This window comes from Nevskia ramosa DSM 11499 (assembly GCF_000420645.1).
In the GTDB taxonomy this organism is placed as follows: Bacteria; Pseudomonadota; Gammaproteobacteria; order Nevskiales; family Nevskiaceae; genus Nevskia; species Nevskia ramosa.
Genome location: NZ_ATVI01000006.1, coordinates 798,837 through 823,393 on the forward strand (window position 1 = coordinate 798,837; position 24,557 = coordinate 823,393).

A 24,557-nucleotide genomic window follows, 5' to 3' on the forward strand; every position below is an offset into this window, starting at 1 on the left:
AGCCGCGTCGGCCGCAATCGAGGACGGTTTGACCTTCAATCGAACGCATCAGGATCTGATGCAGAGGTGCAGTAATTCGGCGCTAGGATTTCCTCATACCCAAGATGCGATCACGAAACTGCTTCTTGGTCGCTACGATCAAGGGGCCAACGATCGGATTCTGGCGAAAGCGGCCGACCTTTGAATCGATCGCGCTTTCCATCTGCCGAATTGCGGCCTGCACGCTTGCCGGGTCTTCGGGATCAAACTTCAGCGTAGCAATCGTGCCATCGAGAGAAGACATGGCCGCCTGGGCATCCTTTAGCTCGCGCTGCAGTTTGTCTAAGCCACTCGTTTTGATGGAAAGCATTGACGATCTCCGGTGCTGCCAGGGAGAGGAACTGCTAGATAGGGCACTGATTCAGAGACAGCAGATTGTCCGTCCAAACACCATCCGCGTAGGTCCGAAGGTACGGAGCTTTCCCAGCGGCCCTTACAACGCCAACGTCGGCACGCTTGCCGGTCTGAGAATCGCGCACGAAGAACGTATTGGTCTTCGCTTCGATGCTGGCGACAACTTGTTCGCGTGGCCACTTCCAAGGAACACGCGGATCTCCGACGTGGCTGATGTGCTCATGGGCACTGCTGGGGTGGGGCTTGGTGATGCAGGTGATTTCACAGTCAGCCATTGGTCACCTCCTACTTGGCTTTGAGGATCTGAGACAGAGACAGACCGCCGGTTCGATCGCGGAGGGTGTCGAGACGCATATCGCTCCGAACCCCCGAAGCGAAGTCTTCGCCATAGGTTTCGCGGAGGGTACGAACAAGGGTGTCTCCGCGCTTCTGGCGAATCTCGCCATCGAGATCTCGGCAGCGCCCATCCAAGCCAGTGGAACAGCTTTCCTTCTTCGCCATCGCAGTGCCTCCTTCAGTTGTACTCGAAACGGCTAATCAGCGGATTTGAGTAGTTATAGGCCTACAAAAACACTGTGTCAAGACAGCAGGTCTCCCTCCGGAAATCGATCGCCCTCAACGAGAATGCCCTTCTTGATGAGCCTTACGCGCGCAGCATCGTTTGACGTCTTGAACTTCATCGACACGGCAGCGATGAGTTGCTGACCTAAGGCCGTGAGTGTTCCGATTCCCTTGGGGGAGATACTGTGGTTGGCGCAGAACTCAAGAACTACCTTGTTCAAGGCCGAAATCGGCATCAAAAGAGCCCCGCAGGCGTACCCCGCCTGCCACTCCATCCAGTCAGTCTCCTGGGCGCTGAGAAGACTGTCCCTGTTGCACTTGTTGATGACGGGTTTGGTAGTTGCCGGGAACAAGGAGCAGCTCTGCAACTCTGAATCGAACATGATCCCGTGAAAATGAACATGCGCGAACTCGTGGGTCAGCGTTGTCCTCAAACGATTTTCGCGGCTGGCTTGGTCCCCGAAGTATTCGGAGATCTTGACCATCGGTCGCTTCCCAGGCCGAAATTCCGTGACCCCCTCTACGTCATGCCCTTCGCCAGAAAGATCGGCGTAGGCATCGAGATCTGCCTTCTTTTCGATCAGAACGGTCAGATCGTCGGTCGAAATCGGATACTCGACACGGCCATACTTTTTCCGAAGGAAGTCCGAAATCACCCTCTCGCATTCAAGGTCGAGTTCAGGTTCCGTGTAGTACGGGCGCTGCTGGAAACGCTTGGTCTTGTCAGTTATCCAGCGCACTGTCACTTCCCGGTCTTCACCGTGCGTCTGAATGCCTGAAACGCCTGCTCAAATTTCTCGGGCTGCGCCGCGGCGAGTTTCCTTAGATCGTCTGGCAGTGTTCCTGCTGCCGCGCAAAGCATGTCCTTCGACACCTTAAGCCTTGTCGCAAACTGACCGATCAAAAACTCTGACGGCGGATTGCGGCGGTCGTGCTCGACATCGTTCAGGTACTGCGGCGAAATCGCCTGCCCATCTTCCTTGTGCACCTGCGCCGCCAATTCCTTCTGGCTTACTCCTGCTGCTTTGCGGGCTTCCGAAAGGATGGTCCCGAAGGTTTTCATGGCAAGTCTTGGTATCAGCGGATTTGGGAACCGGAGGACGGTACTTTATACCGCGTTCGGATTTTTAGTCACCTGCCCGACAGAACGAAGCGGAAGGGGCAATACGACGGCGGCGTCAGGATTTCCCGCGTCGAGACGGACATGTGATCCCCGCACTTTGGGCAGGCGATAAGACCAACCTCAAAGGCATCCCAGTTAAAGTGGCAGAAGACACACACACCATCTTCAGTTTCTGCCCCCATCAGGCTGCCTAGTCAGCGCCTTGCGCTCGTTCCAGATCTCCTGCACGAACGGATCAGTGACGCTGTACCGACCGGGCGCTGGGCGCATGATGATATTTTCCGCCACGAGTGCATTTACAACGGGCTGAATTTCTTCCACCCGGACCTCTCTGCCGATAGCAGCCGAATAAGCAGCCGCCGCTTCTACGGAGAAAATTCCCTTGGCGTTCTCTGGTGCTTGGGTGATCCGATCGAAAATCGCCTGCGCAAGGCTCCCTAGGTTCTCGACCTTCGCCAGTTCGACATCGGCAGCTGCTGATCGCAGCGTCGCAGCAATCACGGGGAGAACCTGATCAGGAGCCCCAGCTGTAGTGATCTGCTGCCGCAGTAATCGCAGCGCCTTCAACATTTCCTCGGGCCGGTTCCCAAGGGTCTGGAAGGCTTGAAATGCCACATCCAGTGAGGGCCAGCGTCCAGGAAGTTCGCGGTCGATTCGGTCGATGAGGTAGGCGATGTAATCCTTCCCTAATACCGGATAAGGGATAGAGGTAGCACCGGCAAACGCTTGGTTACGCCTTGTCGTTAGTTCGTTGACGTGAGCACGATGGGAGCCCGTTCCGACGAATATGAAGTGTCCTGGTGTTACCGGCCGTGGATTGATCGCATCGCGGGCTGCCTTCAAGGCAAGAAGAAGCTGATTGCCCTCTTCGGAGGTAATTGCGTGCTGCACCTCATCGACGATGAGGACGACATCCACCTTGGCCTGGTCAACGACGGCCGTGAGTGCTTCGGCGAGCGTTGGGCCGCCTTCCTTGCCGATGGCTTTGAGTTCGAAGCCAAACTTAATGCCAAACGCCTCGACGTCTGCGGCGGTTACGCGTTTGAGCTTCTGCAGCAGCGCCGATGCAGGCCTTCGGATTTCGTCGAGCTTCTTCGCTATGGCGGTGTGCACCAACGTCGAGGGGCTGGCTTGAGTGTCGCTCCACAGGTCGACGTAGATCACCAAGGCGCCCGCTGCCTCAAGCGCAGGGATCAGGTCATTCAATAGAAACGTCGTCTTTCCCGTTCGTCGAATCCCTGAAAGGAACAATCCCGAGCGCAGGCCTTCATCGAGGGGGCCTGGTTTCAGCAGCTGGCCCGCCATATCCCGCGCAAGTTCGGGGCGACTGTAGATGGCGCTCATAAATTAGCCTCGGTTATTCCGTAAGGATAATTATAGGCCCACCATAATTTTTGATAACCCCCCACAGGAACAGCTCATAGACCTTTTTTAATCAATGATAAAGGACGTTATCAGTCATAATTAGGCGACCGTGATCGCCGTCGAACCACCAGCTGAAAATTCGGAGTTAGACCCCTACGGGGTTACAGGGGGACGGGGCTTGCCCTGGTCGTTGATGCCGATCTCGAACTCCGTCCGAATCTTCTTGCCCTCGACGGTGCGGGCAAAACGGATGCGGATCATGCGGAGGACAACAACGAGAACGACAACAGACCAAGGAGCGCCGCCCAGCCAGGCGAGCATCGGGTTTAGCTTCCTGCAGCTGGAAACAAAAAACCCGCCTGATGGCGGGTCCGATCGCTGGGCGGAATTGCAGGCACAAAAAAACCCGCTCTATGGCGGGCTTCTCGGAGACGCAAATCTCCCAACTGAGAAAATGGTCTCAAATTCTGCGACGCTGGTCAATACCAATCTACAACATCAAAAATATCAGATACTTATTGGATTTATCGTAACCTGTTACGGTCGACTCCTTGGCGATAGACCTCTCGCCCGTCGGCATCCTCGGCGGTGCACGCCGCCTGGAGGGCGCGGCTCTCCGCGCTCAGCTCCCTTTCCTGCCGGACAATCCATGGCGGGGTTGGCTTTCCATAACGAGGGTTCTCGACCCAGTGGCCGTAAAAGTCTCTGTAATGCGAGCTGTCTCGGTTATCGAACCAGTCGTCGTCATCGTCATAGCGACGCTGAACGCCCCAGTACGAGTAGTCGAACGCTAATCGCTGGATCGCTTCGTCGATCAGCGTTTTCTGGGTTTCCCCGGAGAACTGGATCATCTGGATCAGCAGCCCCGCGGCCTCGGCTGAGAGGTAAGTCGTGATCTGCTTGTTGCCGCCTTCCCTGCGCCGGCGCCGTAGCCGTTGCATGCGGGTCTCTTTCGCCTGTCTGGCGGGCGCTTTTGCTGGTTTTGCCATTCGTTCACCGAGGCCGATATGACTGAGAACAAAGCGGTCGCCGTTCCGACGAACGCCCCAGCAACGAAGCGTATGCCAAGCCAGTCCGTGCCGGCGCTCTATGCCGGCGACGACCACGCGGCCCGGCGCACGGTGGAGTTCTTCACTGCTCATGTCCGCAACCCGAACACCCGGAAGGCCTATGCCAAGGCCGCAGCCGAGTTCGCGAGCTGGTGCAAGACGGTCGGCATCGAGGATCTGCGCCTGGTGCAGCCGGTGCATGTCGCGACCTGGGTCGAGGGTCTGGAGCTGGCGGCGCCTTCGGTGAAGCTGCGGCTGGCGGCGATCCGGATGCTGTTTGACTGGCTGGTGGTCGGCCAGGTCATTCCCATGAACCCGGCCAGCTCGGTGCGAGGACCCCGGCACTCGGTGAAGAAGGGCAAGACGCCGGTGCTCGGCGCCGACGAGGCGCGCGAGCTGCTGGACGCGATCGACACGACTTCGCTGGTCGGCCTGCGTGATCGCGCCCTGATCGGGCTGATGGTCTACACCTTCGCCCGCGTCGGCGCGGTCATCAAGATGCGCGTCGAGGACGTGTATGTGCAGAACCGGCGCACCTGGGTGCGGCTGCACGAGAAAGGCGGCAAGCGACACGAGATGCCCTGCCATCACAACCTCGATGAGTACCTGCATGCCTACATGACGGCGGCCGGGCTCGATGCGGCGAAGGGTTACCTGTTCCGGTCTGCAGTTGGCCGCACTGGGCAGCTCACCGAAAAGCCGATGAGCCAGTCGGACGTGTACCGGATGATCGGCCGGCGTGCGATCAAGGCCGGCATCGCCACCAAGATCGGCTGTCACACCTTCCGGGCCACCGGCATCACCGAGTACCTGCGCAACGGCGGCAAGCTCGAAGTCGCCCAGCAGATGGCGAATCACGAATCGGCGCGGACCACCGGCCTCTACGACCGGCGCGACGATCAGGTTAGCCTCGATGAGGTTGAGCGGATCATGATTTGAAGAAAATCACCCAAAGCTCAGAAGCCAAACGCTCGCCATGTCCCTCACCTCGTTCTTCCAACACCATGTCATCAAGGGCAAGGACATCTATGTCGTCGATGACCACCACAAGGCGTTAGCCGCATGGGCTCTCGTCCGCCGATCTCTGGCCGAACCTCCGAATCTGATCACGATTGACCACCACACTGACACCAGCGAAGCCTTTCGGGGGCACGCCCATTGGGAAACCCACGAAGGCCACGTAAAGGACCGGGAAGTATTCCGACTAGGACTCGTGGCGCGGATCGATTGGCACAGCAACAAAAGCATTGCAGATGCCATTGCCAACTTGCGACACGACGAGCACATCGACGCGGCCGCATGTTCCTGCGTGCTCGACAACGCCTTCTGCATCCAACTGAGCGACTCCTGCGCAACGCCATCGATCGAAGAAATCGCTTTCAGGAATAGCCGTCAGGAAAACTGGCCCAACGGAGCGACGGTCGCAACGCCGACGCGGCCGATGACCTATGTGCCAGCCAGTAACCGTATCTACGCCTTGCCTTTCGACTGCTTCATTGGCTGCAGCACCATGCCTCACAACGACGAGTGCAACGTGCGGCACTCCGACGAGATCATCGAAACGATGTATCTCGATGATCAGCTCGCGCGAGGTGCCGAGATTTCACGGTGCTTCGGCCTATCGAGCCTTGAAGCGGCTCCGTACATTTTGGACATCGATCTCGACGCCTTCCATTCGCGTCGGGCCATTAACCCTCGGGACCCTTCGACGTTCCATCGCCTGATCAGGAACGCCGTGGCCATCACCATAGCCACCGAAGCCGAATGCGTCGACGAGGAGTGGCTAGATGAAGAAGACAGCATGAGTTCTAGCGACCTTTTGAAGGAGCTACTCGGCCACATCGAGCGGTGAGGGCATCCAGCATTTGCTTCAAAAAGGCCATTTTGTTTATTTGGTATTCATACGGTTTCGTACCTTCTGAAGAAATCGCCATTTGTTTCCGCAACGCGCCGGATGAGCCGAGCCGAGACAGCATCATAATTCAAACTGATTAAATGGTGTTGACGCTGTATAGCATTTGGGGGATTATCCGCTCGCGGAATCGTCCGCGCCAAATATACGGAGACACCAATGAGCACTCATTTCAACGAACTTTCTGAATCGGTACGCTGGCGCCTGATGGTGGAAGCGGCCAAAACGGCTGCGGGCCAGCAGGGCTACAAGCTCTCCCGCGTTCCCGGGCGCGGCCTCTCGAACGTCTGGAACATCGAGAAAGACGGCAAGAAGCAGGTCGCCTCGATCCGGACGAGCCGGGACCGCTGGTTCGCATTCCCCCCGCTCGACGGCGGCACCCGCTGGAAAACGCTCGATGGCGCCGACGTAGTGCTCGTCGCTGTCACCGACTCGAAGGATGACCCGAAAAGCGTCCAGGTCTTCCTGTTCCCGGCCGCCGAGGTTAGGAAGCGCTTCAACGAAGCCTATGCGGCTCGGATCAAGGACGGCCACAAGATCCCGGACAACTTCGGGATGTGGGTGTGCCTGGACGAAGATCCTCGTGGCATCGCATCCAGCGTCGGCGCCGGCATCGCCACTCAATACCCGCCGATCGCGGTCTTCATGATCCAAAAGCTCATCGAAGAGATCGGCGGCGTGGCGATTTCAGCGCCCGTCGCAGATGAGGTCATCGATGATGATGCGGCACCGTCCATGGCCGTGCCGAGCACCATCGCCGAAGTGATGGACTGGTCGCGCGTACAAATCGCGAGCCTGGCCGGGGTTCGCGTCGACGCCGTCAAACTCGATCTGCGGATCGAGTATTGATGCTTGACCGCACGATGCGCAGGGCCGGGAGAGGCAGCCTTGATGAAGTCGGGAGAATTCGCCTCTAGTTGTCGTGCCATCCAGCTGATGCAACCTCCAAACATCTGGACGGAGACGGGTCCGGGAACTATATTTCCATTTTACTTCTACCCTATATCTATTTTAGAATCGAGGCGTACTCAGAGCTAACGGAGTTGCAGATGCGGACCAAGGGCGCAACGAATCGATCCCCGCGCGAACTCAAAACGGCAGGGACGAACCTGATCAAGGAGGCCAAGCTTAAGGAGCGACTCGCGCGGTACAAGCTGGCGGGTCGCGACAAACCCATACGGGCGCAGGTGTCCACTGGCTAAGGAGGGCCGCCAATGGCACGTCCTGTGGGATCCAAGAACAAGACCCCCCGCGAACTTAGGGCCGAGGCCGCGAGCCTGGTTAAGCGAGCCGAGTTGATGGAGCGGATTGAGAGACTTAAAAATAAGACCAAGAAGAAGAACGACTGAGTGGGTACCGGTACAAGAAGAGCGGGACGATGCTGCTGGAGCGGAGCCCGAAAACCCAGCGGCAGGCGACCCTATTCGAGGACGCGGCCGGCCTAGAACGACGAACGCGGCTCAACTCGGGTGGATCGAATCAACCAGAAATACGGGCGGCGAACTGTCGCGCTGGCTGGCGTCGGACGCGAAAAAAGACATGGTCGCTGAAGGCCGAAAATCGGTCGCCGGCATGGACAACTGGCTGGTCAGAACTGCCGCGCGTGAGCTGACAAATCATCAGGCTTTGATCACAGCAAAGATCGAGCGAATCAGGATCTAGGCTGCAGTCCGGCGCTCATGCCTTTGGGGCCGAATCATGGCCTGGGAATACCTCGGACTTCACCCCGAGGCGCTTGCCGATCGATCGCGCGCTACTGACCGCCATGTCTACAAACGCGCGTTTGTCGTAGTTCTTTTCATTGATCAGCGCTGCGGTCATCCCGCGGACTTCGGCAAGCGTCAACGCGAGTTCGGCCGACCAGACAGGGCTGTTATTAAGTTGCTGCTGCAGTCCATCGATCGATTCGATCAGGTCTCCCTGCTGCTGCTGAGTTCGAGCGAAATCATCTTGTAGACCTGCCATGGCGACGTAAAGCTCGTCGATGATTCGCTTCGCAGCCTCGTCCAAAACCTGCCGGGCGGTATTGTCGAAATACCGCATGACCGGTCGCAGCAACCTCGTCCAGTCCGCTCTCTGGTCGTTCCAGCTGTAGCGCGTGCTGACTTCCTTGGCGCCCCGCTCCAGGAGGAACCGGATGGCCTCGGATCGACCCTTTCCGCTGGCGGCGCAGTAGCCGTCTATAGATTTGAGCAGCTTCTTGGGGACCCTGATGGTGATGCGGTCGTCCACTTCAGATCCTCGGGGACTGGGTTACGAATATGAGCACAGAGACCACAAAAATAATCAATAAAAACATGGTTTTATTGAATTTGTAGGCTGATTGTGTTCTCTTTGTCAGACATACGTCTGACCAATTTTATATGTTCTTAATCATGAGAAACATAGGCTTACGTCACTTTTGTTGAAGCACCCCATTGGTGCGTTGGGTGTGATCATCTGAAGGGACCCGCTCGCGGGGGGCACCGGTCGGAAAGCCAGTCGCTATCGACCCCATCTCCGCTTTTTGGAGATGGGGTGCTCTCGGTCTGTTCTGTGGTTTAGACAGGTTCTGGAAGTCGGTCCAAGGGCGCTATTTCAATGACCAAACGCCGGAAGATTTTCGGGCGAATTCCGGCAAGAATCTGGGACGATTCCGGCAACTTTTTGGGCGAAAACCGGCAAGGCTTCCAGCGAAAGATGATTGCGGAGTGGGCGAAGATGCGTGTCGCCGACCATGCTTCCAGGCGCGGTCAAAATCGGCGGATAACCCTGTTCCCCTGCCCAATACATGCACCCAATCAAGTCAAACCTGCAGCCCGTAGTCGAGCAGCGCATTGGCCGCAATCTGCTCCGCTGTCAGCTGATCGAGCTGCGTCTGAAAGCGCTGCTGCCTCTCCGGAAAATTGAACTCAGCGATGCGGGAATTGCCGACCTCAAGGCGCGGTCGAATCGGTTGCAGAACCAGACGCTCGGCACGCTGATCGCTGGGTATCTGGACGGCGTCGATGCCGAAAAATCGGCGGACCGGGAGCGGCGAATCGAGGAGTTCGTGCAAGCCAGAAACTGGCTGACGCACCACCTGCTGTCCACCCATGGCGCGCTACAGACGGACGAGGACTGCACCGCCTGCATCGAGCGGCTGGACCGGGACTATGCCGATGCCGAGATCGTGGCCGCCGAAGTCGCAATGGCGACTCGGATCATGTTCAAGATGGTCCGCGCATTCGTCGAAGGCTGGGAGAATGCCGGGGCAGATTTGTCGGAAGGTACGGCGCTGATGGCGGCGATGGAGCGGCATCTCGGCGACGAGACACCGATCGAAGTCTCGGTCGTGATGCCGCCCGACTCCGTCGAGAACATCCTCTCCGCGGTGATGCGCAGGCTGCACCGCGAACGCCATGACGCCGAGGGCTGGACACACTTCGCGCCAGCCGGCCAAGTCGCGCGGCGCGAGTCCTCGGACTTGCCGAAGAAGGGGCTGCTGGACGTCGCGCGCAGGGTCGAGGGCTTTCAGTTTGAACAGCGTCCAGCTGGCTCGCCGAACGCGGCATGGATGTTCCGGCCGACGGGCTAGCCTCGGTCCGGTCCGACCAGACTTACCCACCGTCTATGGGCATCACTGACGGACCCTTAGGCCGCGGATAAGTCGGCTCTCTGGCCCATCAGTTGTTCCACCTGAATGAGCCAACGATCGCCCGCGACGATGGCCATGCGCGGTCGGGAACATGGTCCGCGAAGTACCGGGACAGCCAGGGTATTTCGACCGTGATGCTTGGCGGATTCTTCCAGCGCGCCGGACGGTCTGAAGGTGAACGATGGCGGGCCAATCAGGGAAGCGGAGCAGCGTTGCTTGGGCGAAGACCCTGGGGCTGCGGCCGGCTTATCCACGGCCGCAGGGTCTCAAGACTGAGCCCGCAGGCGGTGGGTAAGTTGGTCGCCGATCGGGCCGACGATGGCACAGCCTCTGCTGGCGGCGGGATATTGTGCGTGCTCAGAAGGGCGTCACTCGGAACCGGTCTCGACGTGACCTTTGGCATTTGCCGCATGCAGCCGGCGGGACTACCCGTAGTCATCGACATGTAATGACTATTCGGTGAGTCACCGGTGACCACCCTTGCGATGGCGGGTGGGGTGCGGCGGCACTTGGTGCGATGTGCGATTCAGGCATGTTGCCGCGCTACTGTCCGCGCTCAAGGAATTGATTGATCAGCATGGTGATCAGCGCTGATCGGCTCATGTATCGCCGTTCGGCCTCGGCATCGAGCCTGGTCCGCACGGCATCGGGCAGCACGACCGAGATCTGGCTGCGATCGATTCCTCGCTTGGCCTTTAGTCCGGTAGCAGGGAGCTCCATGGGGCCGGCAGCAGCTGAATCGGGGGCAGCGGCGATGAAGCCATCGACACGGGGCAATCCGGGCTTTACGCGAGTGATGGTCATACCGGCGTCTCGCGCGAGAACATCATCAATTGATCACCGCCAATCACCGACCTGTCATTACATATCACCGACGAATCACCGTTGGCCGAATGGTGATCGGTGACATACAGGCGCCGTAGCAGCTGGGAGAGTTCTGCGTCGGCCTTGGTGTCTCCTGGTTTCAGCTCCGAGACGCAGAGACCGGCCCCGGCGGCGTTCGCGAACGCCTTGCGCCGATGCAGCGGTGAGTCGAGATAGGCCAGCTCGGGATACTCGGAAACCGCTGCAGCAGCCTCGCGGTTGTCGCCGCCAGATGGATCGGCACAGTTCAGGACGGCAAACGCTTGCAGGCCATCGCGCACCGAACGGGCCTCCTGAATGAGCTGCGCGATATCCGCGAGCGCCCAGACGTCGTAGGAGCGGGGCTGGAAGGGCACCAGCAGCACGTCCGTGACCACCAGCGCGGCCCGTAGCGCAGATGAGTCGCGTCCGCCGACATCGATCACCACCTCCGCGAACTTCGGCGCCTGCTGAAGCACTTGGCTGCGGAGCTGCACGCCGTCTGAAAAGCTGGAGCAGGCGATCGAGGGCGTGCGGCCAGATTCAGACCGTACTGCCACTGCGTTCGACGCTGTGGCTTGGCGATCCCCATCGACCAGCCAGACGTCCCGGCCAGCCATTGCATGACGAATGGCAATGTTGAGCGCGATCGTCGTCTTGCCGACGCCGCCTTTGGTGTTGGCTACGGTCAGGATCACGACCAGAGCCTCGCTGGTACTGCACCGAGCATCCTTTGGCGCTCGCCGCTGTTTGCCGGCCCGGGACGCCAAAAAGCTGTGGTTATCCACAGGCCCCAATCGTTACCAAAGCTTTTCGTTAGAAAGTTAAAGACGCGCGCGCGTGTTACGGTTTTGCAGGCCATTGATTGCCCACGTGAAAAAGACGCTTTCTGTCCGCGATCCCCCGTTATGGATGTCCGCGATACCCCGAGAATTCGTCCGCGATACCCCGGAGTTGGCGTCCGCGATCCCCCGATTGAATCCACAGGTGAATGTGTTGGGAACGAGCGACTCATCGGAGACGCTCCTGAATCAAGAGAGCGCTGATGGCATCGCCAAGCCGCACTGGGTCGTGTGGGCCGTTGATGCGCTCGCTTCGGAGGATTGGGTCGGCGCCCTGGCCCCCGCTGGCCGCGCGATTCTCGTGAAGTGGCCTCGGTCCGCGCGCGTCCGACTGTCGCGTCGTTGATGGAACAACCGCCCCGTTGTTGGCCGATACGTCGACCACGGCTGATCGGGGTATCGCGGACACCCCGATGGCCGGAACTGTGGTGAGGGCGGCAGCCGCGCAGATTTCGGCACTCGCCGCGAGTTCAGTCTGGAAGGCGAATAGCGTTTCGCCATCCTGGAAAGCCCACAAATCGAGCAGCCGAGTGGGGCGCTCGCCGATGATTCGCCCGAGGTCATGCTTGAACTGACGGTGCGCTCGCGTCGATCCGCACTTCTGCTGAAGTCGGGTGAGCTTGATCTTGAAGCTCGGTTGGTCGCCGAGGTGCTTTCGGGCCAGCTCGTACACGCGCCGCGCGATGCCGCTGGCAAGCAGGAAGTAGTCCGGATCGATCGTGACGATGGTCTTGCTCTGGATGGAGCGCAGGAACCATTCGCTGACGGTGATGTGGATGCAGGTCATCCGGCCCTGTCGCGACTCGCGAAACTCGTATGCCGTCAAGACGCTGAAGTTCTGCTTCTCCACCATCATTCCGGTCGGCAGATTCGTCTTGAATCGGGTGCCGACGAGTCGATCAAGCGCGCATTCAAGTTCCCGGTAGTCCCGACCACCAGAACCGCGCCGGATGGCCTCAAGCAGATCTGCTGCGGTGACGGCCAACGTGTTGCTGATGATCTGCCCGGCGTCCAAAGACTTCCTGATGAGGCTCGCGAGGTAGATCAGGATGTCCTTGTCCCAGATCGTTGCTGAACCGTTCGTCGAGGGTAGGATCTCGATGCGCGTGCCGCTTCGCGGGTCTACGAAGCTCACCGGCTCCTTCTCCCCGCCTTTCCGAAGCGAAAAGAACGGGAAGGCCATCGAAGCCTGGTCGTCCTTGCTCGCAAACGCGCGAAGCTCGTCCTGACGGAACTCGCGCTGCCTCACGGGATTCAGATTCCGGTCGATTCGACGATCAGTTGGTCGATGAGGTCGCGTCGGAAGTAAATGCGCCGGCCAAGTTTTACGCGCGCCGACTTGAGCCGATCGGCAAATTCTGTGTGGCAATGAAGCGTTGCCCGCACGCCGCTAGGGGTTCGATGCAGCAGCGCCGCCAAGTTTTCGAGCGTGAGTAGCGGAGACGGGATTACAACCTCGCTCATGTCATGTCCTCGTGTATCGTGTGAAGGTTATTGAATGTGGGCGCATCTGAGCGTGTCTCGGAGGCGGAACACGAAAAAAAATGTGCGTAACCACAATACAATGCGTTTTATCACGCTTGGAGGATCGTTTGCAACAAGCTGATCCACATCGTCTTGAGACAGGGCGCCGGTTGGCGGAGCTGCGAGGGCGCCTAGGCAGGACGCAGGTCGAGCTGGCCGAAGAGCTCGGCGTTTCGTACCGGAGCATTCAGAGCTACGAGAGCGGTAAGCAGGACGTCCCGTCGGAGGTTCTCCGAGCCTTGCACTCGAAGTACTGCACAAGCAGCGACTGGCTGCTGTTCGGTCCCTCGGTAGCGCCCGAGACGGGGGATAGGCTCTCCGGCGCCGCTGAAATGGCGCAGCGAACTTATGACGTTTGGGAGACCTTGCTCAGTAAGGCGGCGATCCCAGTTCCCGTGGAAGCGAAAAAGGTGCTCTTCAATGTCTTCGTCGATCTCGCTATCCGCAACGGCGAACTATCTCAGGGGCAAATGCAGCGTGCTGCCGAAAACCTTATCCAACACGTCGAACCGAAGGATTAAGGATGCGAACTGAAGACGAAGTTCGAATCGCGAACGCAGAACGCGCCGCAGTTGATATCAGCGCGCGGACCCGTAAGTCGGTCGACCGAATACAGTTTGTGGTGCGAGCGCTTGCCGGTGTGTCTTGCGTCGCCTGCGTAATCGGGATATGGGCCCTTTGGGACAGCGCATTGGCTGCTGAAAAGGGTTGGGCGTTGGTGATGCTTGTCGTCGGCATCGCGGGTCTGACCGGAATATCAATCGGGCTAGCCCGTCGGAGTGGACTTGAGAAATATCCCCGACGCCGCGGGGATCGTTGCTAGCGGCGGAGGCAAAAAAGAGCCACAGCTTTCCTATCGGGCGTTGCTTCGTAGATGCAGACGAACTCCCGACCTTTCGTTCGAAATGATTGAAAAAGCTACAGCTCGCTGCTTCTGGCGGCATCTGCGATCGTATTTGGAATAGGGGCGCTACCGCAGTCGTTTGGCAACGATTACGAGAGCGACCAAACTAAAAAATGAACTGATTGGGGGGCTTTCCGCTGGATTCGCATGACATTCTTGAAGGCGCACGCTCACCCACCAATCCGCGGGTATACGTGATCGGTGCGTTCGATAGCCGGATTACCTTCTACTCTCAACAAGTAAGGGCGCTCTCTATTGTCCACGCGCTAAAAGCGACCGGAGTTCTCAACGACGGCGTGCACGTTGCAGTTGTGGGCGCCGGCGCAGCCGGCGTTACGGCCGCTGCAGCCGCAGCGTTGCTGGGTAATGTGCACGTCCATCTCTACGAGCGTGAAGACGACGTGTTGCCGATGCAGCGTGCTACGTCGCGGCGGCGCCTAGACCCGCACATCTATGGTTGGCCGAATGTCACAAGCGACGATTCGATAGCCGATCTCCCGCTGTTGGATTGGAAATCTGGACCTGCACGCGACGTACGCAACGACGTTGCGGACGAGTTCGCTGCCATCAAACAAGCGGTTCCCCATCGGCTCAACGTCTATACCCAAAACAACATTCGAGACGTCCGACCCGTTGGTGGCCGGTTGGAGCTGGATATTCGACGCGCTCCCCGGGTGGGTGAAATATCCCGAGATATCGACGGGCAAATTCAGGACGGGAATGTCGTCGATCTGTTGCTTCTGGCTTTCGGATTTGGGCTGGAAGCCGGTGAGGTCTTCCCCGGGGTGCCAAACACCAGCTACTGGCTAGACGGGGGCGTGCCCGGCCCGCAGTTCGAAGGCAACGCAACTCCACGATTCCTCGTGAGCGGAAATGGGGACGGCGGTCTAATCGATTTGGTTGCTGCAGCCAGCGCGAATTTCGATCACGCCGGCACCATCGAGGCAATCGTCAATCAACCGGACATCGACAGTATCACTTCCGAACTACTGGCCATTGACCATGAGGCGCTCGCCGCACTTCGCGAGGGCCGCGGGTTTGACTTCATCGGCGAGTACGACGCCCGTATTCGCCCCGATCTCGAACGCATGGGACTCATCGCACGGATGGCCGGCAGACTTCGACGCGGGGTGAGGCTCACGCTTCAAACGCTAAAACCAGAAGTGTTCTCGATCGAGACGGCGACGCTCAATCGCGTGGCGGCCTACCTAGTGATCCGTGCATGTGCGCTGGGTGGGCAAGCTGAATTCAGGCATTTTCACGGCGCGGACATCGCGAAATGCGATGCTCCCTCTCCGTTGCCGTATCCCGCGCTCTATTGGTTCACCTGTAGTGGGCAGCGGTTCGGGGTGGACAAAGTTATCGTTCGGCGAGGTCCAGATCGAATCACGGCTCGTGTGCCTTTTGCGAACGTGCTCGCTGGATACGAGGACGCCCACAAGGACTGGTCGGCTTTACACGGTACGGATGCAATCGTTCCCAGGCTCGGAGCAGCAGCTCGGGCTGCGCTCAAGGCTAAGGCTCGAGAATTTCTTATTCCCGCTGCAAAGCACTCTGTCCGCCACCGCCGGCAGCATGAGCCGAATGCCGTAAGAATCCAACGAGACGAAGCTATGATCCGCTGGTCCGGCGATGTCGCGCCTGCCGAGGTCACGCAACTTTGGGATTCGGGACAGAATGAATTAGAGGTTCTGGTTCCAGGCTCGCCTGACTCGCTCGGTCCCGTTGCTGCGGCACTGGTGCGGCTCGTCCTTCATGCACGAAATGCGAGCTTCGTCGGAGATCCTACCGACTGGAAGGCATTTGTCGAAAAGTGGACGAGCAAATCGACCCACGCAGAAAACCTCTCGTCGCCGCCAATTCGCCCCAATCCGAGTGGTGTGACTCGAGACCCAACCCTCGCCACGTCGGACGACATTGCGTTGTCGCTTCACAAGGGAATGTCGCGATGGCTCCTGGGGCAAATGAACGTAACTATCGAGAAATTTGTTTCTTTAGGCCGCGACGATAGCTATACCGTCGGCTTCGTAGCTGCGCCGGATCTGCGTAGCGCCATGCGGACAATCTGGCACGTCTGGAGAGGTCAGTTCGAGGCTGATGACGCGTTGCTGGATCGCTTTCTGAGACTCGTGATCTGCGCTGAGGACGACGACGCTCGCCAAGATGAGGCGCGGGTTCTTCTGGGCCCGAACCGTCTGTCGGTCGTTACCAGAGCCGTCGCAGCAGCGCTTGCGATCGCGGCTGCTTGGCAGGATACCGCGCCGCGAAACAGCCGGCCGGGCAATCTTTCGCGCGGGCTCGACGCCTTTGGTCATGCATGCGGTGCCGAACGTATTGGCGGTCGGCCTATGTCCATCGCGGCGGTTTCGTTCATGTGGAATACGGACTTTGTCCTCCTTTCGCACCTCACTGCGCCGCCGACGGTCGAGTTCCTGGCGCAGTCCAGCCTAGCCGAAGTAGGGGATAAGCAGCCTCGCCTGTCGCAGCCCGGCAATGGCGGCATGTTCATGGCTCTGGACTCTGCGTTTCATTCAGCTACTGAGGCGGGGCTTGCGGCAATGACCGAGTTTGTGAAGAGCGTAGAGCACAGGCATTTCGAGAGACTCAGAGCCGAGGTGGCGTAGGCATGGCTATAGAAACTGCTGCGGCACCTTCGGGTGACAACGAGTTGATCGAAACCCGCGCCCGCTTGATCAAGGCCGCAGAAATCGCGGGTTTGAATTCGGCCGACGTGGATGCCTTGGTCAAGCCGGAGTTCAATGGCGGCGCACATTCTGACGCTGCACGGCTGAGTCCAGGGGACCTACTACGACCGATAGCGGCCGTTCGTCTGGGATGCTATTCGGTCGTAATCGGCATGCTGCCCAGCCATGCAAATGCAGAAGCGGTTAACGAAACCTTGCGCCGATTCCGAAACCAGTGCGTTGTAGCGCGCTCCTATCTCCGGGCGAACGAGGCACTTGATCTGCAGGGAATCCTTATCGGTCCTCGCGGAAGTGAGCGCGACGAAGAGTGGAGAGCGCTAGCGCTGACGGTCGAGCGAGATGACCGTGTCGCGAGAAAGTTCGTCTGGCTGCGGCCCGAATCCAAGGATGCCGATGAAGCCAGCTTCCATGAGCTGGTGAAGCGCACGTTTCTTGCGCGGCCCTGGAGAAGTGAAGGGACCTTCACTATGGCAGCGCTCGACAACCTCAAGCGCGTTGCCTTGACCTGGAACGTGAAGGTCTCTCGAAACACCGTGGATGAATGGATGGAGCTTGGCGTAAGTCAAAGCGAGGACTCCGACGAGTTGGTCCAGAAGTTAGTGGAATCATGGTCTCGGAGGGAGCAATCGTGAGCAGCCTATTCCTCAATTCGTTGCGCTTTGAGAATTTTCGGACGTTCGGGACTTTCGAGACAGAGATTGTTCCGGCTCCGGGTCTGACCCTTATCGTCGGCATGAATGGGCTTGGAAAGAGCAGCTTTTTCGACGCCCTGGAATGGGGCCTTACCGGGGAGGTCAGTCGGTTCAAGAGCGCCGCGACCTCCATTGAACAGGGCCGCTATCTAACTCGACGCGGCGCACCGCCGGACTCTCATAAAGTCTCCCTGGGGTTTGACAACGGAAAAGCTGTCGTCCGCAGCGAATTGGAGCAACCGAACTCGCTCGATGTCATCCGGATCCTGCAGCGACCCACCTGGACCGCCGAGATCCAGGACCTATCCACGTACCTCGCTTTTACCCACTTTCTGGGCCAATCCGCTGGGCAGCGCTTTACGAGCCGTGAGCGTGACCAACAGTGGGCGTCGCTCAAAGGGCCCAGCGGGATCGATCGGTTGGAGGAGGTTCGAGCCGGTCTTCGAGGGCGCGCGACCGAGATGGCCTTCAATCGAAGGATTCGCAACGAGACCTCTGCAATTCAGGAAGCCGACCGCCTGCTCGCCGAGTGGCGAGAGCTCCGGAATCGCCTTGCGCGACTTCGGGAAGCGACGAGCGCCGCGGGTGGCCTCGCGCCAGAGGTCTTCGAGACCCGTCTGAACGCGCTGATTTCGAAGGTGACCGAGATTGTCTCCGAGTTCGATCCAGGTGAATCCTCTGGCGATGCCCTCGCTGGACTGCGCGAATCCCTGGAGCGCGTTCGTAGCGATCTCAATTCCGCGCGTCACAGTGCAGACTCGCTAGCGGAAGTCGTCGCCAGGTATGGCGCGGAGACGCTTCTTGCCGACCCGGAGGCGCCATCGCTGGTTGCGGCGCGCGCCGCCGAGCTCGCGGAGCGGCAAACCCTTCAGCAGGCGCTCGCCGCGGTCGAGGCAGCGGTTGCGCGTTTGGCGTCGGCGACGGCGACGGTCTCGGCCGACAACCAACGGATTGTGCGATTGGAGTCCTTCTTGGTGGACGTCCGCGAGGTGGCTCGGCTGACCGCCGAGTTGACCCGTCTCAGCACTGAGGAGGCACAGGTAGTCGAGTCGCTCAAACTGAATCGTGCCAATCTCGGCGCTCTCGAGGCAGAGATCGCAGCGATCCAGGGCCGGGCGACTGAACTGGCAGGTCTCGAAGCCACCGCGCGCGCGGCAACGACAAAAGCGGATCTGGCCCGCCAGCTGCCTACGCTGCGCGCGCGCGCTGCGGCCAGTGCCGACGCGTTGCGAAAATTCGACGTCGCCCGAACAACGGCGCTACAGGCCTCGCTGACATCCGAGCGGAGCCGTCTCGCTTCGAGCATGGCGACCTTGAATGTGGCAATAGCGTCCGCCAAAGATCGGGCGTCCAAGGTGACAGCCGCCGTGTCGGCTATCGCCAGCCACTTGCAGGACCACGATCAGGATTGCCCAGTCTGCAAAAGCCGATTCGAGGTAGGGCAGCTGCGCTTGATCGCGGCCGAGACGGCCAAGTCCAAGGATGAAGCTCTGTCTAGACTCGAGCAGGATCTTGCGGACCTGTCGGAGCAACTGTCCAAGGCGAACGGTGGAATCGCGGAAGCTCAGGTAACCCTGCAGAGCGCCGAGGCGGCACGCGTTGCGTCGACCACGGACGCGACCGCCGTGTCACGACTGGAAGCGCAGCTTCATCACCCGCAAGCCAAGCCAACCGACGATCTAGCGGCGTTTGCATTGGCCGGCGAACAGCAGGCTACGGAGGCGCTTGCGGCGTCGAGAGCTGCTACGGCGGGGGACGAAACAAGCAAGGCCGAAAAGACCTCGAGCCGGCAGAAACTGAAGACCGACATCGCCGAACTGGAACGCAAGCTCACGGAGATCAAGGCCCAGACGCTCGTGGTAGGAACCGAGCGCCAGTCTGCTGTCGAACGTCTTTCCGCTGGCGGGATGGAGAGTGCGACAGCGGATTCGCTTACGACGACACTTGGCGAGGAAAGGGGTCGTCGCTCGGTTTCCGGCGTCGAACTGCAGGCAGCGACCGACGAACGCCGGCGCGCGGATGAAGTAGCGGCGGCGGCACGCACGCGACACCTTGCAGCTCAGCAAGCGTTGCAGCGCTCGGCGAGCGCGCAAGCGACTGCGGCCGAGACTCAGGCGGCACTTCAGCTTACGTGGCAGCAGTCTGGGCTTGCCGGAACGCCAAAGGCAAAGTCAGTCGAAGAGCTGATATCGCATCTCCAGGAGAGATTGTCAGCGATTGATCGCTTTGAAGGCGAAGTGGCTGTGCTCACCACCGCTTTTGAGGTTTCGACACGGAACGTCGAATTGTCCGACCTGGTAGCGGACATGGAGGCAAAAGGGGGCAGGGGCGCATCAACGGATCCGAACATCCACGAGGGCGAACTCCAGTCCGCCAGCGACGCCGCTCGTCGTGCGTTGGCGCTGACGGAGGAAACGCACGATGCTGTTGCAGCGTTTGCCGAAAAGCTGAGGGAGGAAGCCAGAAGATTCTCCGAGCAATTCCTGACGCCACTGAACAGCCTGATCGACGACTTCAATGAAGCGCTGCTGTGCACGCCCGGGGAATCGGTCAATCTGAGCGCCACCTATCACAAGGATAGAACGAAGTTCGATTTGCTACTTCGAAATCGAGATCAGCTTGATGACGCCCTCATTGATAAGGGATTGCCACCGCAGGTAGTGCTTAGCGAAGGACAGCTCGCCGCGAACGGGTTCAGCATTCTTTGCGCCGCTAGTACTGCCTATCCGTGGTCACGATGGCGCGCCTTGCTGATGGACGACCCGCTTCAGCACAACGACATCATCCACACCGCTGCGTTCGTCGATCTGATGCGCAATTTGGTTGAGATCCAGCAGTACCAGCTAATCATGTCTAGCCACGATCAGGGAGAGGCGGAGTTCATTCGGCGGAAGTTCGACGCTGCAGGCATTCCCTGCTCGGTCATCGCGTTGACGGCACCGTCGAAGCAAGGGGTCAGGCACCTCCCGCCCGAGCACAACGCAGCAGCTCGAAACTTTCTAGCAACGCAGATCAAGCAGTCGGCTTGAGCTTGATCATCGAGGCACCGGCGGGCGGAATATAGGCGGCACCACCCGGGCGGTTTTCCGCCGGCGCTCGGTCCGCGGGCGGGGCCACGTTTTCATGGTTGTCCAGAGGACCGAAACTCAGTTTTTCTCGACAGGCCGCCCAGCAGGAGTCATGCCTACTCGGGGTCAGGCAGCTCGTGCAGATTGATTCCTTGGACGAGATCGAAATCCGACGCGCCGACCGAAGCGGTCGCGACCCTGGCTTAAGCCGTCAGGACTCCAGCCGTAGCGAACGTCCGGGCTGCTACCAGCCCAACATGGAGGATGTCATTAGCAGCATTGAAGCAAGGATAGGCGATATTTACGGCCTAAATCTGCACCTGATCTTCATAAAATCGAGGGACCAGCTACAGGCGGCCCCATCTCTACATCCTGCTCGGCGCTAACTTCGCCTGCCTCCTTCATGCGCCTTGTCGGTGGAATAATTAGTGGGCCGCCAATCAGGGTAATCCGGTCAAAACTGAACACGTGCTCGCGCGGACTTTGCGCGCATCGCCCGACCATACGCCGAGGGAAATCCGGCTCGCCCGGCCTGATCTGCACCTCACCTGAGCAGACTGTGCAGGTACTGGTGTAGCGAACGATGCGCCACTCGGCCTGCGGACCGACGCCAACGATCTCGAGTTGCGTCGGGTTGCCGTGACTTATCAGCTCGTCAGGGGCGCTACGCAACCGATCTTCGATCGTCTGGTGCCATGCTCGTGCCTTGAAGTACAAGAAGACGGCGAAGATGGCCGCCTCGAACGCCAGCTTCAGGGAGATATCACCGGACTTGGTCGTCAAAGCGATCAGCAGCGCGATGACAACAGCGGCCCCGGCGCCAAAAACGCTGATGAGAACCCGGGCAGCGAGCAGCTTCCAACGCCAGTGGCCGCGGCGCAGCCTGCCGTCGCGAAAGATGAACCGCCCCCATGCGCTCAGATCGGGGCCGGAGCAGTAGCTCATCTGATAGTCGACCAAGTGCTGCTCAGGCAACGGCGAGCTTTCGTGCACGTTGGCGCCGATGTCGGTTTCAGGGGTTGGCGTTGGCGCTGTGTCCGTGGTCGGTACCGCGGCGCGTTCAAGCCAGAAGACTTTTTCGCCGCCGGCACCTTGGGCCGGCTGATGGTCTCGAAGTTGGAGCGCGACGATTCCCTGGCGTCCGTTCGCCACGATCCAGCTTTCGATCTGCCGGCGGTTGCCAGTGAAGAATTTATGAAGTGCGGTTGTCCGAATATCCGCCTTCGCCTGCTCCGAGGCGGTCATGCTGGCGACATCTCGCCCGGAATCGCGAAGCGCAACTCGCGGGTACTTCCCCGGCAGTCGGCCATTCGCCAGCTCCTCCAGACTGAGCTGGGCGAGGCGTCGCGCTGCACGTGCAGCGCTATCCGTTCGTTGCTCGGACGCAAGCCAGTCGAGGAATGCTCGGAGGTCCTGCTCGGTTGGCGTCATCGCACGGTGAATTCGGAACGGTACAAGAACCGTGTTTTCACCTATTCCTGCGGTTCTCCGCAACTTTTAATCGGTCTCCCAATGGTTTTTCCAGGAGACGACCTTGAAAGTTGGAATCGCGATCTACGAGGGAGAAGCTGTCCGGTACGCAAGTGATCACGAAGGGACCATGCGTCACGCGGATTACGCCAAGCGCAAGCCGGGCAGTTATCAGTGCGTTGCCTGTGGTGCTCCCATGGAAGTTGCCGTGTCGATATACGAAAGTGCGGTATTTCAGCATCCAGCACTGCATAACTGCGCGGGTAGGTTGCCCTGCGAACAGGCCCCGGACGCAATTGCCGAGCTAGGAAGCAAGACACGCTGGATTTCGTTCGATGCCAATTGGCGAGAGGGCAGTTGGACCGTCAAGACGGTACGGCTGACATGGTCTGGTGAGGGGTATCTGCCGGACGCGGTGGCAGTCAGCGGAAGCAGAACGATCCTGCTGACGGGGCAGCACGAGCCTGATCCAAGTGCTGCGGTGGATTCGGTAAGGGAACTGTTCGGCGACACGAAGCGACGGTTGGTAAACGCCGCGTGCTGCAACGGGTCACTTGGCCATACTGGTGGTTCCGGGACAGCGAGCGGCTGAGCAGTGCCGGTCCTTGAACGTGACCCTGTCCGAGTCTATACGCGGCCTTTTCAGTAACGGGACCTTCACGAGCATCCCGACACCACGGACTTCGTACTAGCTAAGCTGCTGAGAGGTACGCCAGCGGTACACACATCCTGCATGCGCGACCGCGCCAAACTGCGCTAACCCGCTGTTTCTAAACAGCACTAGGCTATGCCGGTAAGCAACAACAATCACATAACTATCATGGGCTTAGTGTTTGAGGGCCCGACTCATAATCCCTTGGTTGTCGGTTCAAGTCCGACAGGGCCCACCACTAAATCAGCAGCATCAACAGCTTGGAACCGAATCGTCGGATTTCGGTTCAGCTGTGGTCGCAAGTGGGCTGCGGCAAGCCGCAGCGAACCGATCGCCGTTCCAGCCAGCTGACTCCGACGAGAGGTCATTGTCTCGATACAACAAGTCTGCAAGCATATCGTTCACATGTAAAACATTTACGTAACGATCATGAAAGGATCCGAACGCCTGGCCCAGGTTGCTGACAGCACGCCCCGGATGGCGCGTGCGTTGCCGGAGCTGTCGATGCCGGGAACGGTGATGGTGCGTCTGCTGCGCATCACCGGTTTCGGGCTGAGCAGGTACTTCGAGCCGGTGTTTCGTTCGCTGGGGCTGACCGAGAACACCTTCCACGTGCTGTGTCTGCTGGTCGCCAACGACAGCGCGTCGGCCTCGCCGGGTGAACTGAGCGAAATGGTCGGGACCAGCCGCGCCAACATGACCCGGCTGCTCGAGGAGTTGATCGACGATGGCTACGTCGACCGAAGCATCGATCCGCGCGATGCCCGCCGTCACGTCATCACCATCACGGCCGAAGGCCGGGCCAAGGCGCTCGAAGCGGCGCCGCGCCTGCGCGAGCCGATCGAGGCCGCGTTTTCCGGGCTTGATGACGAGGAATTCGCCGTGCTCGAGCGTGTACTGCGCAAGCTGATCATGTCGCTGGACAAGAGTCCCCAGGCTGCTCGCGTTCCGGCCTGAGCCGGCGCGCCCAAGAAAAACAGCTATTCCGTTCGAGGAGATCGACGATGTCGAAAGTGCCGGCAAAGGTTCTGTACGAGAAGAAGGGCGAGGTCGCTTACGTCACGCTCAATCGTCCCGAGTGCAAGAACGCGGTCGACTACGAGACTCACTTGCTGCTCTGCGCGGCCTGGAGGGATTTCCGCGATGACCCGAAGCTGCGGGTGGCGATCCTGACCGGCAGCGGCGACGCCTTCACCGCCGGCGCGGACCTCAAGACCCATGCGCCGGAATGGCAGAAGGTGGGGCCGATGGTCGGCCGCGAGCGTCTGGAAGACGGCTTGAGCGGCATCACGCGCGGCCCGCTGGCGAGCATCGGCAAGCCGATCGTCGCGGCGATCAACGGCTGGTGCCTCGGGCACGGCATCGAGCTGTCGATGGCCTGCGATATCCGCATCGCGTCTGAACGCGCCCAGTTCGGCACCTTCGAAGTTCGCCGCGGCATGCACTCGGCCGATGGCGGCATCGTTCGTCTGCTCAACACCTGCGGCGTCGGCATCGCGATGGAGATGATCCTGACCGGCGAACCGTTCAGTGCCCAGCGCGCGCTGATGCACAACATGGTCAACAAGGTGGTGCCGCACGACGAGCTGATGCCGGCGACCGAAGACCTCGTTTCGCGGATCCTGCGCAACGATCAGGCGGCGATCGTCTCGGCCAAGGAAACCCTGCTCGAAGTGATCGGCCGCCCGTTGCACGACCAGCTGAGAGTCGAAGCCATGTGGGGCTACGCGCTATGCGGCGGCAATCAGACGGTGATGGAACGCTCGCAGCAATTCTTCGACAAGAAAGATCGTGGCCGCGCCGGCGACACCGCCAGCGCACTCTGAAAACAAGGACGG

Annotated in this window: 26 protein-coding genes and 1 pseudogene; 13 read left to right on the forward strand and 14 right to left on the reverse strand. The window is 59.6% G+C overall.

Annotated elements, in window-relative coordinates:
* Positions 1-82: 82 nt before the first annotated feature.
* The 8 genes from G513_RS0110520 to G513_RS0110550 all read right to left on the reverse strand — a co-directional run bounded on the left by G513_RS0110520 (position 83) and on the right by G513_RS0110550 (position 4,431).
* Entirely contained in the window at positions 83-349 is a 267-nt protein-coding gene (locus tag G513_RS0110520; protein ID WP_022976805.1) for a YuaX family protein, read from the reverse strand.
* Positions 350-383: 34 nt separating this feature from the next.
* The gene (locus G513_RS25445) at positions 384-668 is read right to left on the reverse strand and encodes a DUF3892 domain-containing protein (RefSeq protein ID WP_084711442.1); all 285 of its coding nucleotides are present in this window, start codon (positions 666-668) and stop codon (positions 384-386) included.
* Between the two features lie 10 nt (positions 669-678).
* Complete coding sequence (locus tag G513_RS25450) at positions 679-894, reverse strand: hypothetical protein (protein WP_084711443.1); 216 nt, start codon at positions 892-894, stop codon at positions 679-681.
* 77 nt (positions 895-971) lie between these two features.
* A complete protein-coding gene (locus G513_RS22480; protein WP_051144384.1) occupies positions 972-1,694 on the reverse strand; it encodes an ImmA/IrrE family metallo-endopeptidase in 723 nt (240 codons plus the stop codon).
* Between the two features lie 2 nt (positions 1,695-1,696).
* Positions 1,697-2,017: a helix-turn-helix domain-containing protein gene (locus G513_RS0110535; protein ID WP_022976808.1), complete on the reverse strand. Its 321-nt coding sequence runs from the start codon at positions 2,015-2,017 to the stop codon at positions 1,697-1,699.
* Positions 2,018-2,242: 225 nt separating this feature from the next.
* Positions 2,243-3,421, reverse strand: a complete 1,179-nt coding sequence (locus G513_RS0110540) for an AAA family ATPase (RefSeq protein ID WP_022976809.1) — start codon at positions 3,419-3,421, stop codon at positions 2,243-2,245.
* A 174-nt stretch (positions 3,422-3,595) separates the two neighbouring features.
* Entirely contained in the window at positions 3,596-3,763 is a 168-nt protein-coding gene (locus G513_RS25775; RefSeq protein WP_022976810.1) for a hypothetical protein, read from the reverse strand.
* 203 nt (positions 3,764-3,966) lie between these two features.
* Positions 3,967-4,431, reverse strand: a complete 465-nt coding sequence (locus G513_RS0110550) for a hypothetical protein (RefSeq protein WP_022976811.1) — start codon at positions 4,429-4,431, stop codon at positions 3,967-3,969.
* A gap of 72 nt (positions 4,432-4,503) precedes the next feature.
* Between G513_RS0110550 and G513_RS0110555 the strand changes: the two genes are divergently transcribed.
* From G513_RS0110555 to G513_RS26475, 5 genes and pseudogenes are all read left to right on the forward strand, one after another.
* Positions 4,504-5,430 (forward strand): tyrosine-type recombinase/integrase, encoded by a 927-nt coding sequence (locus G513_RS0110555; protein WP_028475395.1) that lies wholly within the window; start codon positions 4,504-4,506, stop codon positions 5,428-5,430.
* A gap of 37 nt (positions 5,431-5,467) precedes the next feature.
* On the forward strand, positions 5,468-6,343 hold the full coding sequence (locus G513_RS24875; RefSeq protein WP_022976813.1) for a peptide arginase family protein: 876 nt from the start codon (positions 5,468-5,470) through the stop codon (positions 6,341-6,343).
* A 219-nt stretch (positions 6,344-6,562) separates the two neighbouring features.
* Positions 6,563-7,252, forward strand: coding sequence for a hypothetical protein (locus G513_RS0110565; RefSeq protein ID WP_022976814.1), 690 nt, complete (start codon positions 6,563-6,565; stop codon positions 7,250-7,252).
* A gap of 620 nt (positions 7,253-7,872) precedes the next feature.
* Positions 7,873-7,953 carry a DUF4113 domain-containing protein gene (locus tag G513_RS26470; RefSeq protein WP_366511656.1) on the forward strand — a complete coding sequence of 27 codons (81 nt, stop codon included), beginning with the start codon at positions 7,873-7,875 and terminating at the stop codon, positions 7,951-7,953.
* Positions 7,944-8,015: pseudogene (locus G513_RS26475) on the forward strand (DUF4113 domain-containing protein); the annotation flags it as partial. The gene G513_RS26470 and the pseudogene G513_RS26475, both read left to right, overlap by 10 nt.
* 65 nt (positions 8,016-8,080) lie before the next feature.
* Here the strand turns inward: G513_RS26475 and G513_RS0110580 are convergent.
* Positions 8,081-8,635, reverse strand: coding sequence for a CopG family ribbon-helix-helix protein (locus G513_RS0110580; RefSeq protein WP_022976817.1), 555 nt, complete (start codon positions 8,633-8,635; stop codon positions 8,081-8,083).
* 538 nt (positions 8,636-9,173) lie between these two features.
* On the opposite strand from G513_RS0110580, the gene G513_RS0110585 reads away from it, so the two are divergent.
* Complete coding sequence (locus G513_RS0110585) at positions 9,174-9,959, forward strand: hypothetical protein (RefSeq protein WP_022976818.1); 786 nt, start codon at positions 9,174-9,176, stop codon at positions 9,957-9,959.
* 603 nt (positions 9,960-10,562) lie between these two features.
* On the opposite strand, the gene G513_RS0110595 is transcribed toward G513_RS0110585, so the two are convergent.
* The 4 genes from G513_RS0110595 to G513_RS0110610 all read right to left on the reverse strand — a co-directional run bounded on the left by G513_RS0110595 (position 10,563) and on the right by G513_RS0110610 (position 13,168).
* Positions 10,563-10,823 (reverse strand): ribbon-helix-helix domain-containing protein, encoded by a 261-nt coding sequence (locus G513_RS0110595; RefSeq protein WP_022976819.1) that lies wholly within the window; start codon positions 10,821-10,823, stop codon positions 10,563-10,565.
* On the reverse strand, positions 10,820-11,560 hold the full coding sequence (locus G513_RS22490; protein ID WP_022976820.1) for an AAA family ATPase: 741 nt from the start codon (positions 11,558-11,560) through the stop codon (positions 10,820-10,822). Before G513_RS22490 ends, G513_RS0110595 begins: the two co-directional genes overlap by 4 nt.
* Before the next feature lie 313 nt (positions 11,561-11,873).
* Entirely contained in the window at positions 11,874-12,953 is a 1,080-nt protein-coding gene (locus tag G513_RS22495) for a replication initiator protein A (RefSeq protein ID WP_022976821.1), read from the reverse strand.
* A 5-nt stretch (positions 12,954-12,958) separates the two neighbouring features.
* Positions 12,959-13,168, reverse strand: coding sequence for a hypothetical protein (locus G513_RS0110610; protein ID WP_022976822.1), 210 nt, complete (start codon positions 13,166-13,168; stop codon positions 12,959-12,961).
* Between the two features lie 80 nt (positions 13,169-13,248).
* Between G513_RS0110610 and G513_RS26395 the strand changes: the two genes are divergently transcribed.
* The 4 genes from G513_RS26395 to G513_RS0110630 all read left to right on the forward strand — a co-directional run bounded on the left by G513_RS26395 (position 13,249) and on the right by G513_RS0110630 (position 20,558).
* A complete protein-coding gene (locus tag G513_RS26395; RefSeq protein WP_084711445.1) occupies positions 13,249-13,749 on the forward strand; it encodes a helix-turn-helix domain-containing protein in 501 nt (166 codons plus the stop codon).
* Positions 13,750-14,326: 577 nt separating this feature from the next.
* Positions 14,327-16,756 (forward strand): ABC-three component system protein, encoded by a 2,430-nt coding sequence (locus tag G513_RS0110620; RefSeq protein ID WP_022976824.1) that lies wholly within the window; start codon positions 14,327-14,329, stop codon positions 16,754-16,756.
* 2 nt (positions 16,757-16,758) lie between these two features.
* Positions 16,759-17,469 carry an ABC-three component system middle component 1 gene (locus G513_RS24880; protein WP_022976825.1) on the forward strand — a complete coding sequence of 237 codons (711 nt, stop codon included), beginning with the start codon at positions 16,759-16,761 and terminating at the stop codon, positions 17,467-17,469.
* Positions 17,466-20,558 (forward strand): AAA family ATPase, encoded by a 3,093-nt coding sequence (locus G513_RS0110630; RefSeq protein WP_022976826.1) that lies wholly within the window; start codon positions 17,466-17,468, stop codon positions 20,556-20,558. Before G513_RS24880 ends, G513_RS0110630 begins: the two co-directional genes overlap by 4 nt.
* A gap of 366 nt (positions 20,559-20,924) precedes the next feature.
* On the opposite strand, the gene G513_RS0110635 is transcribed toward G513_RS0110630, so the two are convergent.
* Positions 20,925-21,842, reverse strand: a complete 918-nt coding sequence (locus G513_RS0110635; RefSeq protein ID WP_156891533.1) for a hypothetical protein — start codon at positions 21,840-21,842, stop codon at positions 20,925-20,927.
* 289 nt (positions 21,843-22,131) lie between these two features.
* Here G513_RS0110635 and G513_RS25780 point away from each other — a divergent pair, with 289 nt between their 5' ends.
* The 3 genes from G513_RS25780 (at position 22,132) to G513_RS22510 (ending at position 24,545) form a co-directional block, all read left to right on the forward strand.
* Entirely contained in the window at positions 22,132-22,659 is a 528-nt protein-coding gene (locus G513_RS25780) for a hypothetical protein (protein WP_156891535.1), read from the forward strand.
* A gap of 489 nt (positions 22,660-23,148) precedes the next feature.
* The gene (locus tag G513_RS0110640) at positions 23,149-23,676 is read left to right on the forward strand and encodes a MarR family winged helix-turn-helix transcriptional regulator (protein ID WP_022976828.1); all 528 of its coding nucleotides are present in this window, start codon (positions 23,149-23,151) and stop codon (positions 23,674-23,676) included.
* Between the two features lie 47 nt (positions 23,677-23,723).
* Positions 23,724-24,545: an enoyl-CoA hydratase/isomerase family protein gene (locus tag G513_RS22510; RefSeq protein ID WP_022976829.1), complete on the forward strand. Its 822-nt coding sequence runs from the start codon at positions 23,724-23,726 to the stop codon at positions 24,543-24,545.
* Positions 24,546-24,557 lie beyond the last annotated feature (12 nt).

Excerpts from the sequence above, each read along its gene's own strand:
- G513_RS0110520 (WP_022976805.1), bottom strand. The coding sequence starts at position 349 with ATGCTTTCCATCAAAACGAGTGGCTTAGACAAACTGCAGCGCGAGCTA.
- G513_RS25445 (WP_084711442.1), bottom strand. The coding sequence starts at position 668 with ATGGCTGACTGTGAAATCACCTGCATCACCAAGCCCCACCCCAGCAGT.
- G513_RS25450 (WP_084711443.1), bottom strand. The coding sequence starts at position 894 with ATGGCGAAGAAGGAAAGCTGTTCCACTGGCTTGGATGGGCGCTGCCGA.
- G513_RS0110535 (WP_022976808.1), bottom strand. The coding sequence starts at position 2,017 with ATGAAAACCTTCGGGACCATCCTTTCGGAAGCCCGCAAAGCAGCAGGA.
- G513_RS0110540 (WP_022976809.1), bottom strand. The coding sequence starts at position 3,421 with ATGAGCGCCATCTACAGTCGCCCCGAACTTGCGCGGGATATGGCGGGC.
- G513_RS25775 (WP_022976810.1), bottom strand. The coding sequence starts at position 3,763 with ATGCTCGCCTGGCTGGGCGGCGCTCCTTGGTCTGTTGTCGTTCTCGTT.
- G513_RS0110550 (WP_022976811.1), bottom strand. The coding sequence starts at position 4,431 with ATGGCAAAACCAGCAAAAGCGCCCGCCAGACAGGCGAAAGAGACCCGC.
- G513_RS0110555 (WP_028475395.1), top strand. The coding sequence starts at position 4,504 with ATGCCAAGCCAGTCCGTGCCGGCGCTCTATGCCGGCGACGACCACGCG.
- G513_RS24875 (WP_022976813.1), top strand. The coding sequence starts at position 5,468 with ATGTCCCTCACCTCGTTCTTCCAACACCATGTCATCAAGGGCAAGGAC.
- G513_RS0110565 (WP_022976814.1), top strand. The coding sequence starts at position 6,563 with ATGAGCACTCATTTCAACGAACTTTCTGAATCGGTACGCTGGCGCCTG.
- G513_RS0110585 (WP_022976818.1), top strand. The coding sequence starts at position 9,174 with ATGCACCCAATCAAGTCAAACCTGCAGCCCGTAGTCGAGCAGCGCATT.
- G513_RS0110595 (WP_022976819.1), bottom strand. The coding sequence starts at position 10,823 with ATGACCATCACTCGCGTAAAGCCCGGATTGCCCCGTGTCGATGGCTTC.
- G513_RS0110610 (WP_022976822.1), bottom strand. The coding sequence starts at position 13,168 with ATGAGCGAGGTTGTAATCCCGTCTCCGCTACTCACGCTCGAAAACTTG.
- G513_RS26395 (WP_084711445.1), top strand. The coding sequence starts at position 13,249 with ATGTGCGTAACCACAATACAATGCGTTTTATCACGCTTGGAGGATCGT.
- G513_RS24880 (WP_022976825.1), top strand. The coding sequence starts at position 16,759 with ATGGCTATAGAAACTGCTGCGGCACCTTCGGGTGACAACGAGTTGATC.
- G513_RS0110635 (WP_156891533.1), bottom strand. The coding sequence starts at position 21,842 with ATGACCGCCTCGGAGCAGGCGAAGGCGGATATTCGGACAACCGCACTT.
- G513_RS0110640 (WP_022976828.1), top strand. The coding sequence starts at position 23,149 with ATGAAAGGATCCGAACGCCTGGCCCAGGTTGCTGACAGCACGCCCCGG.
- G513_RS22510 (WP_022976829.1), top strand. The coding sequence starts at position 23,724 with ATGTCGAAAGTGCCGGCAAAGGTTCTGTACGAGAAGAAGGGCGAGGTC.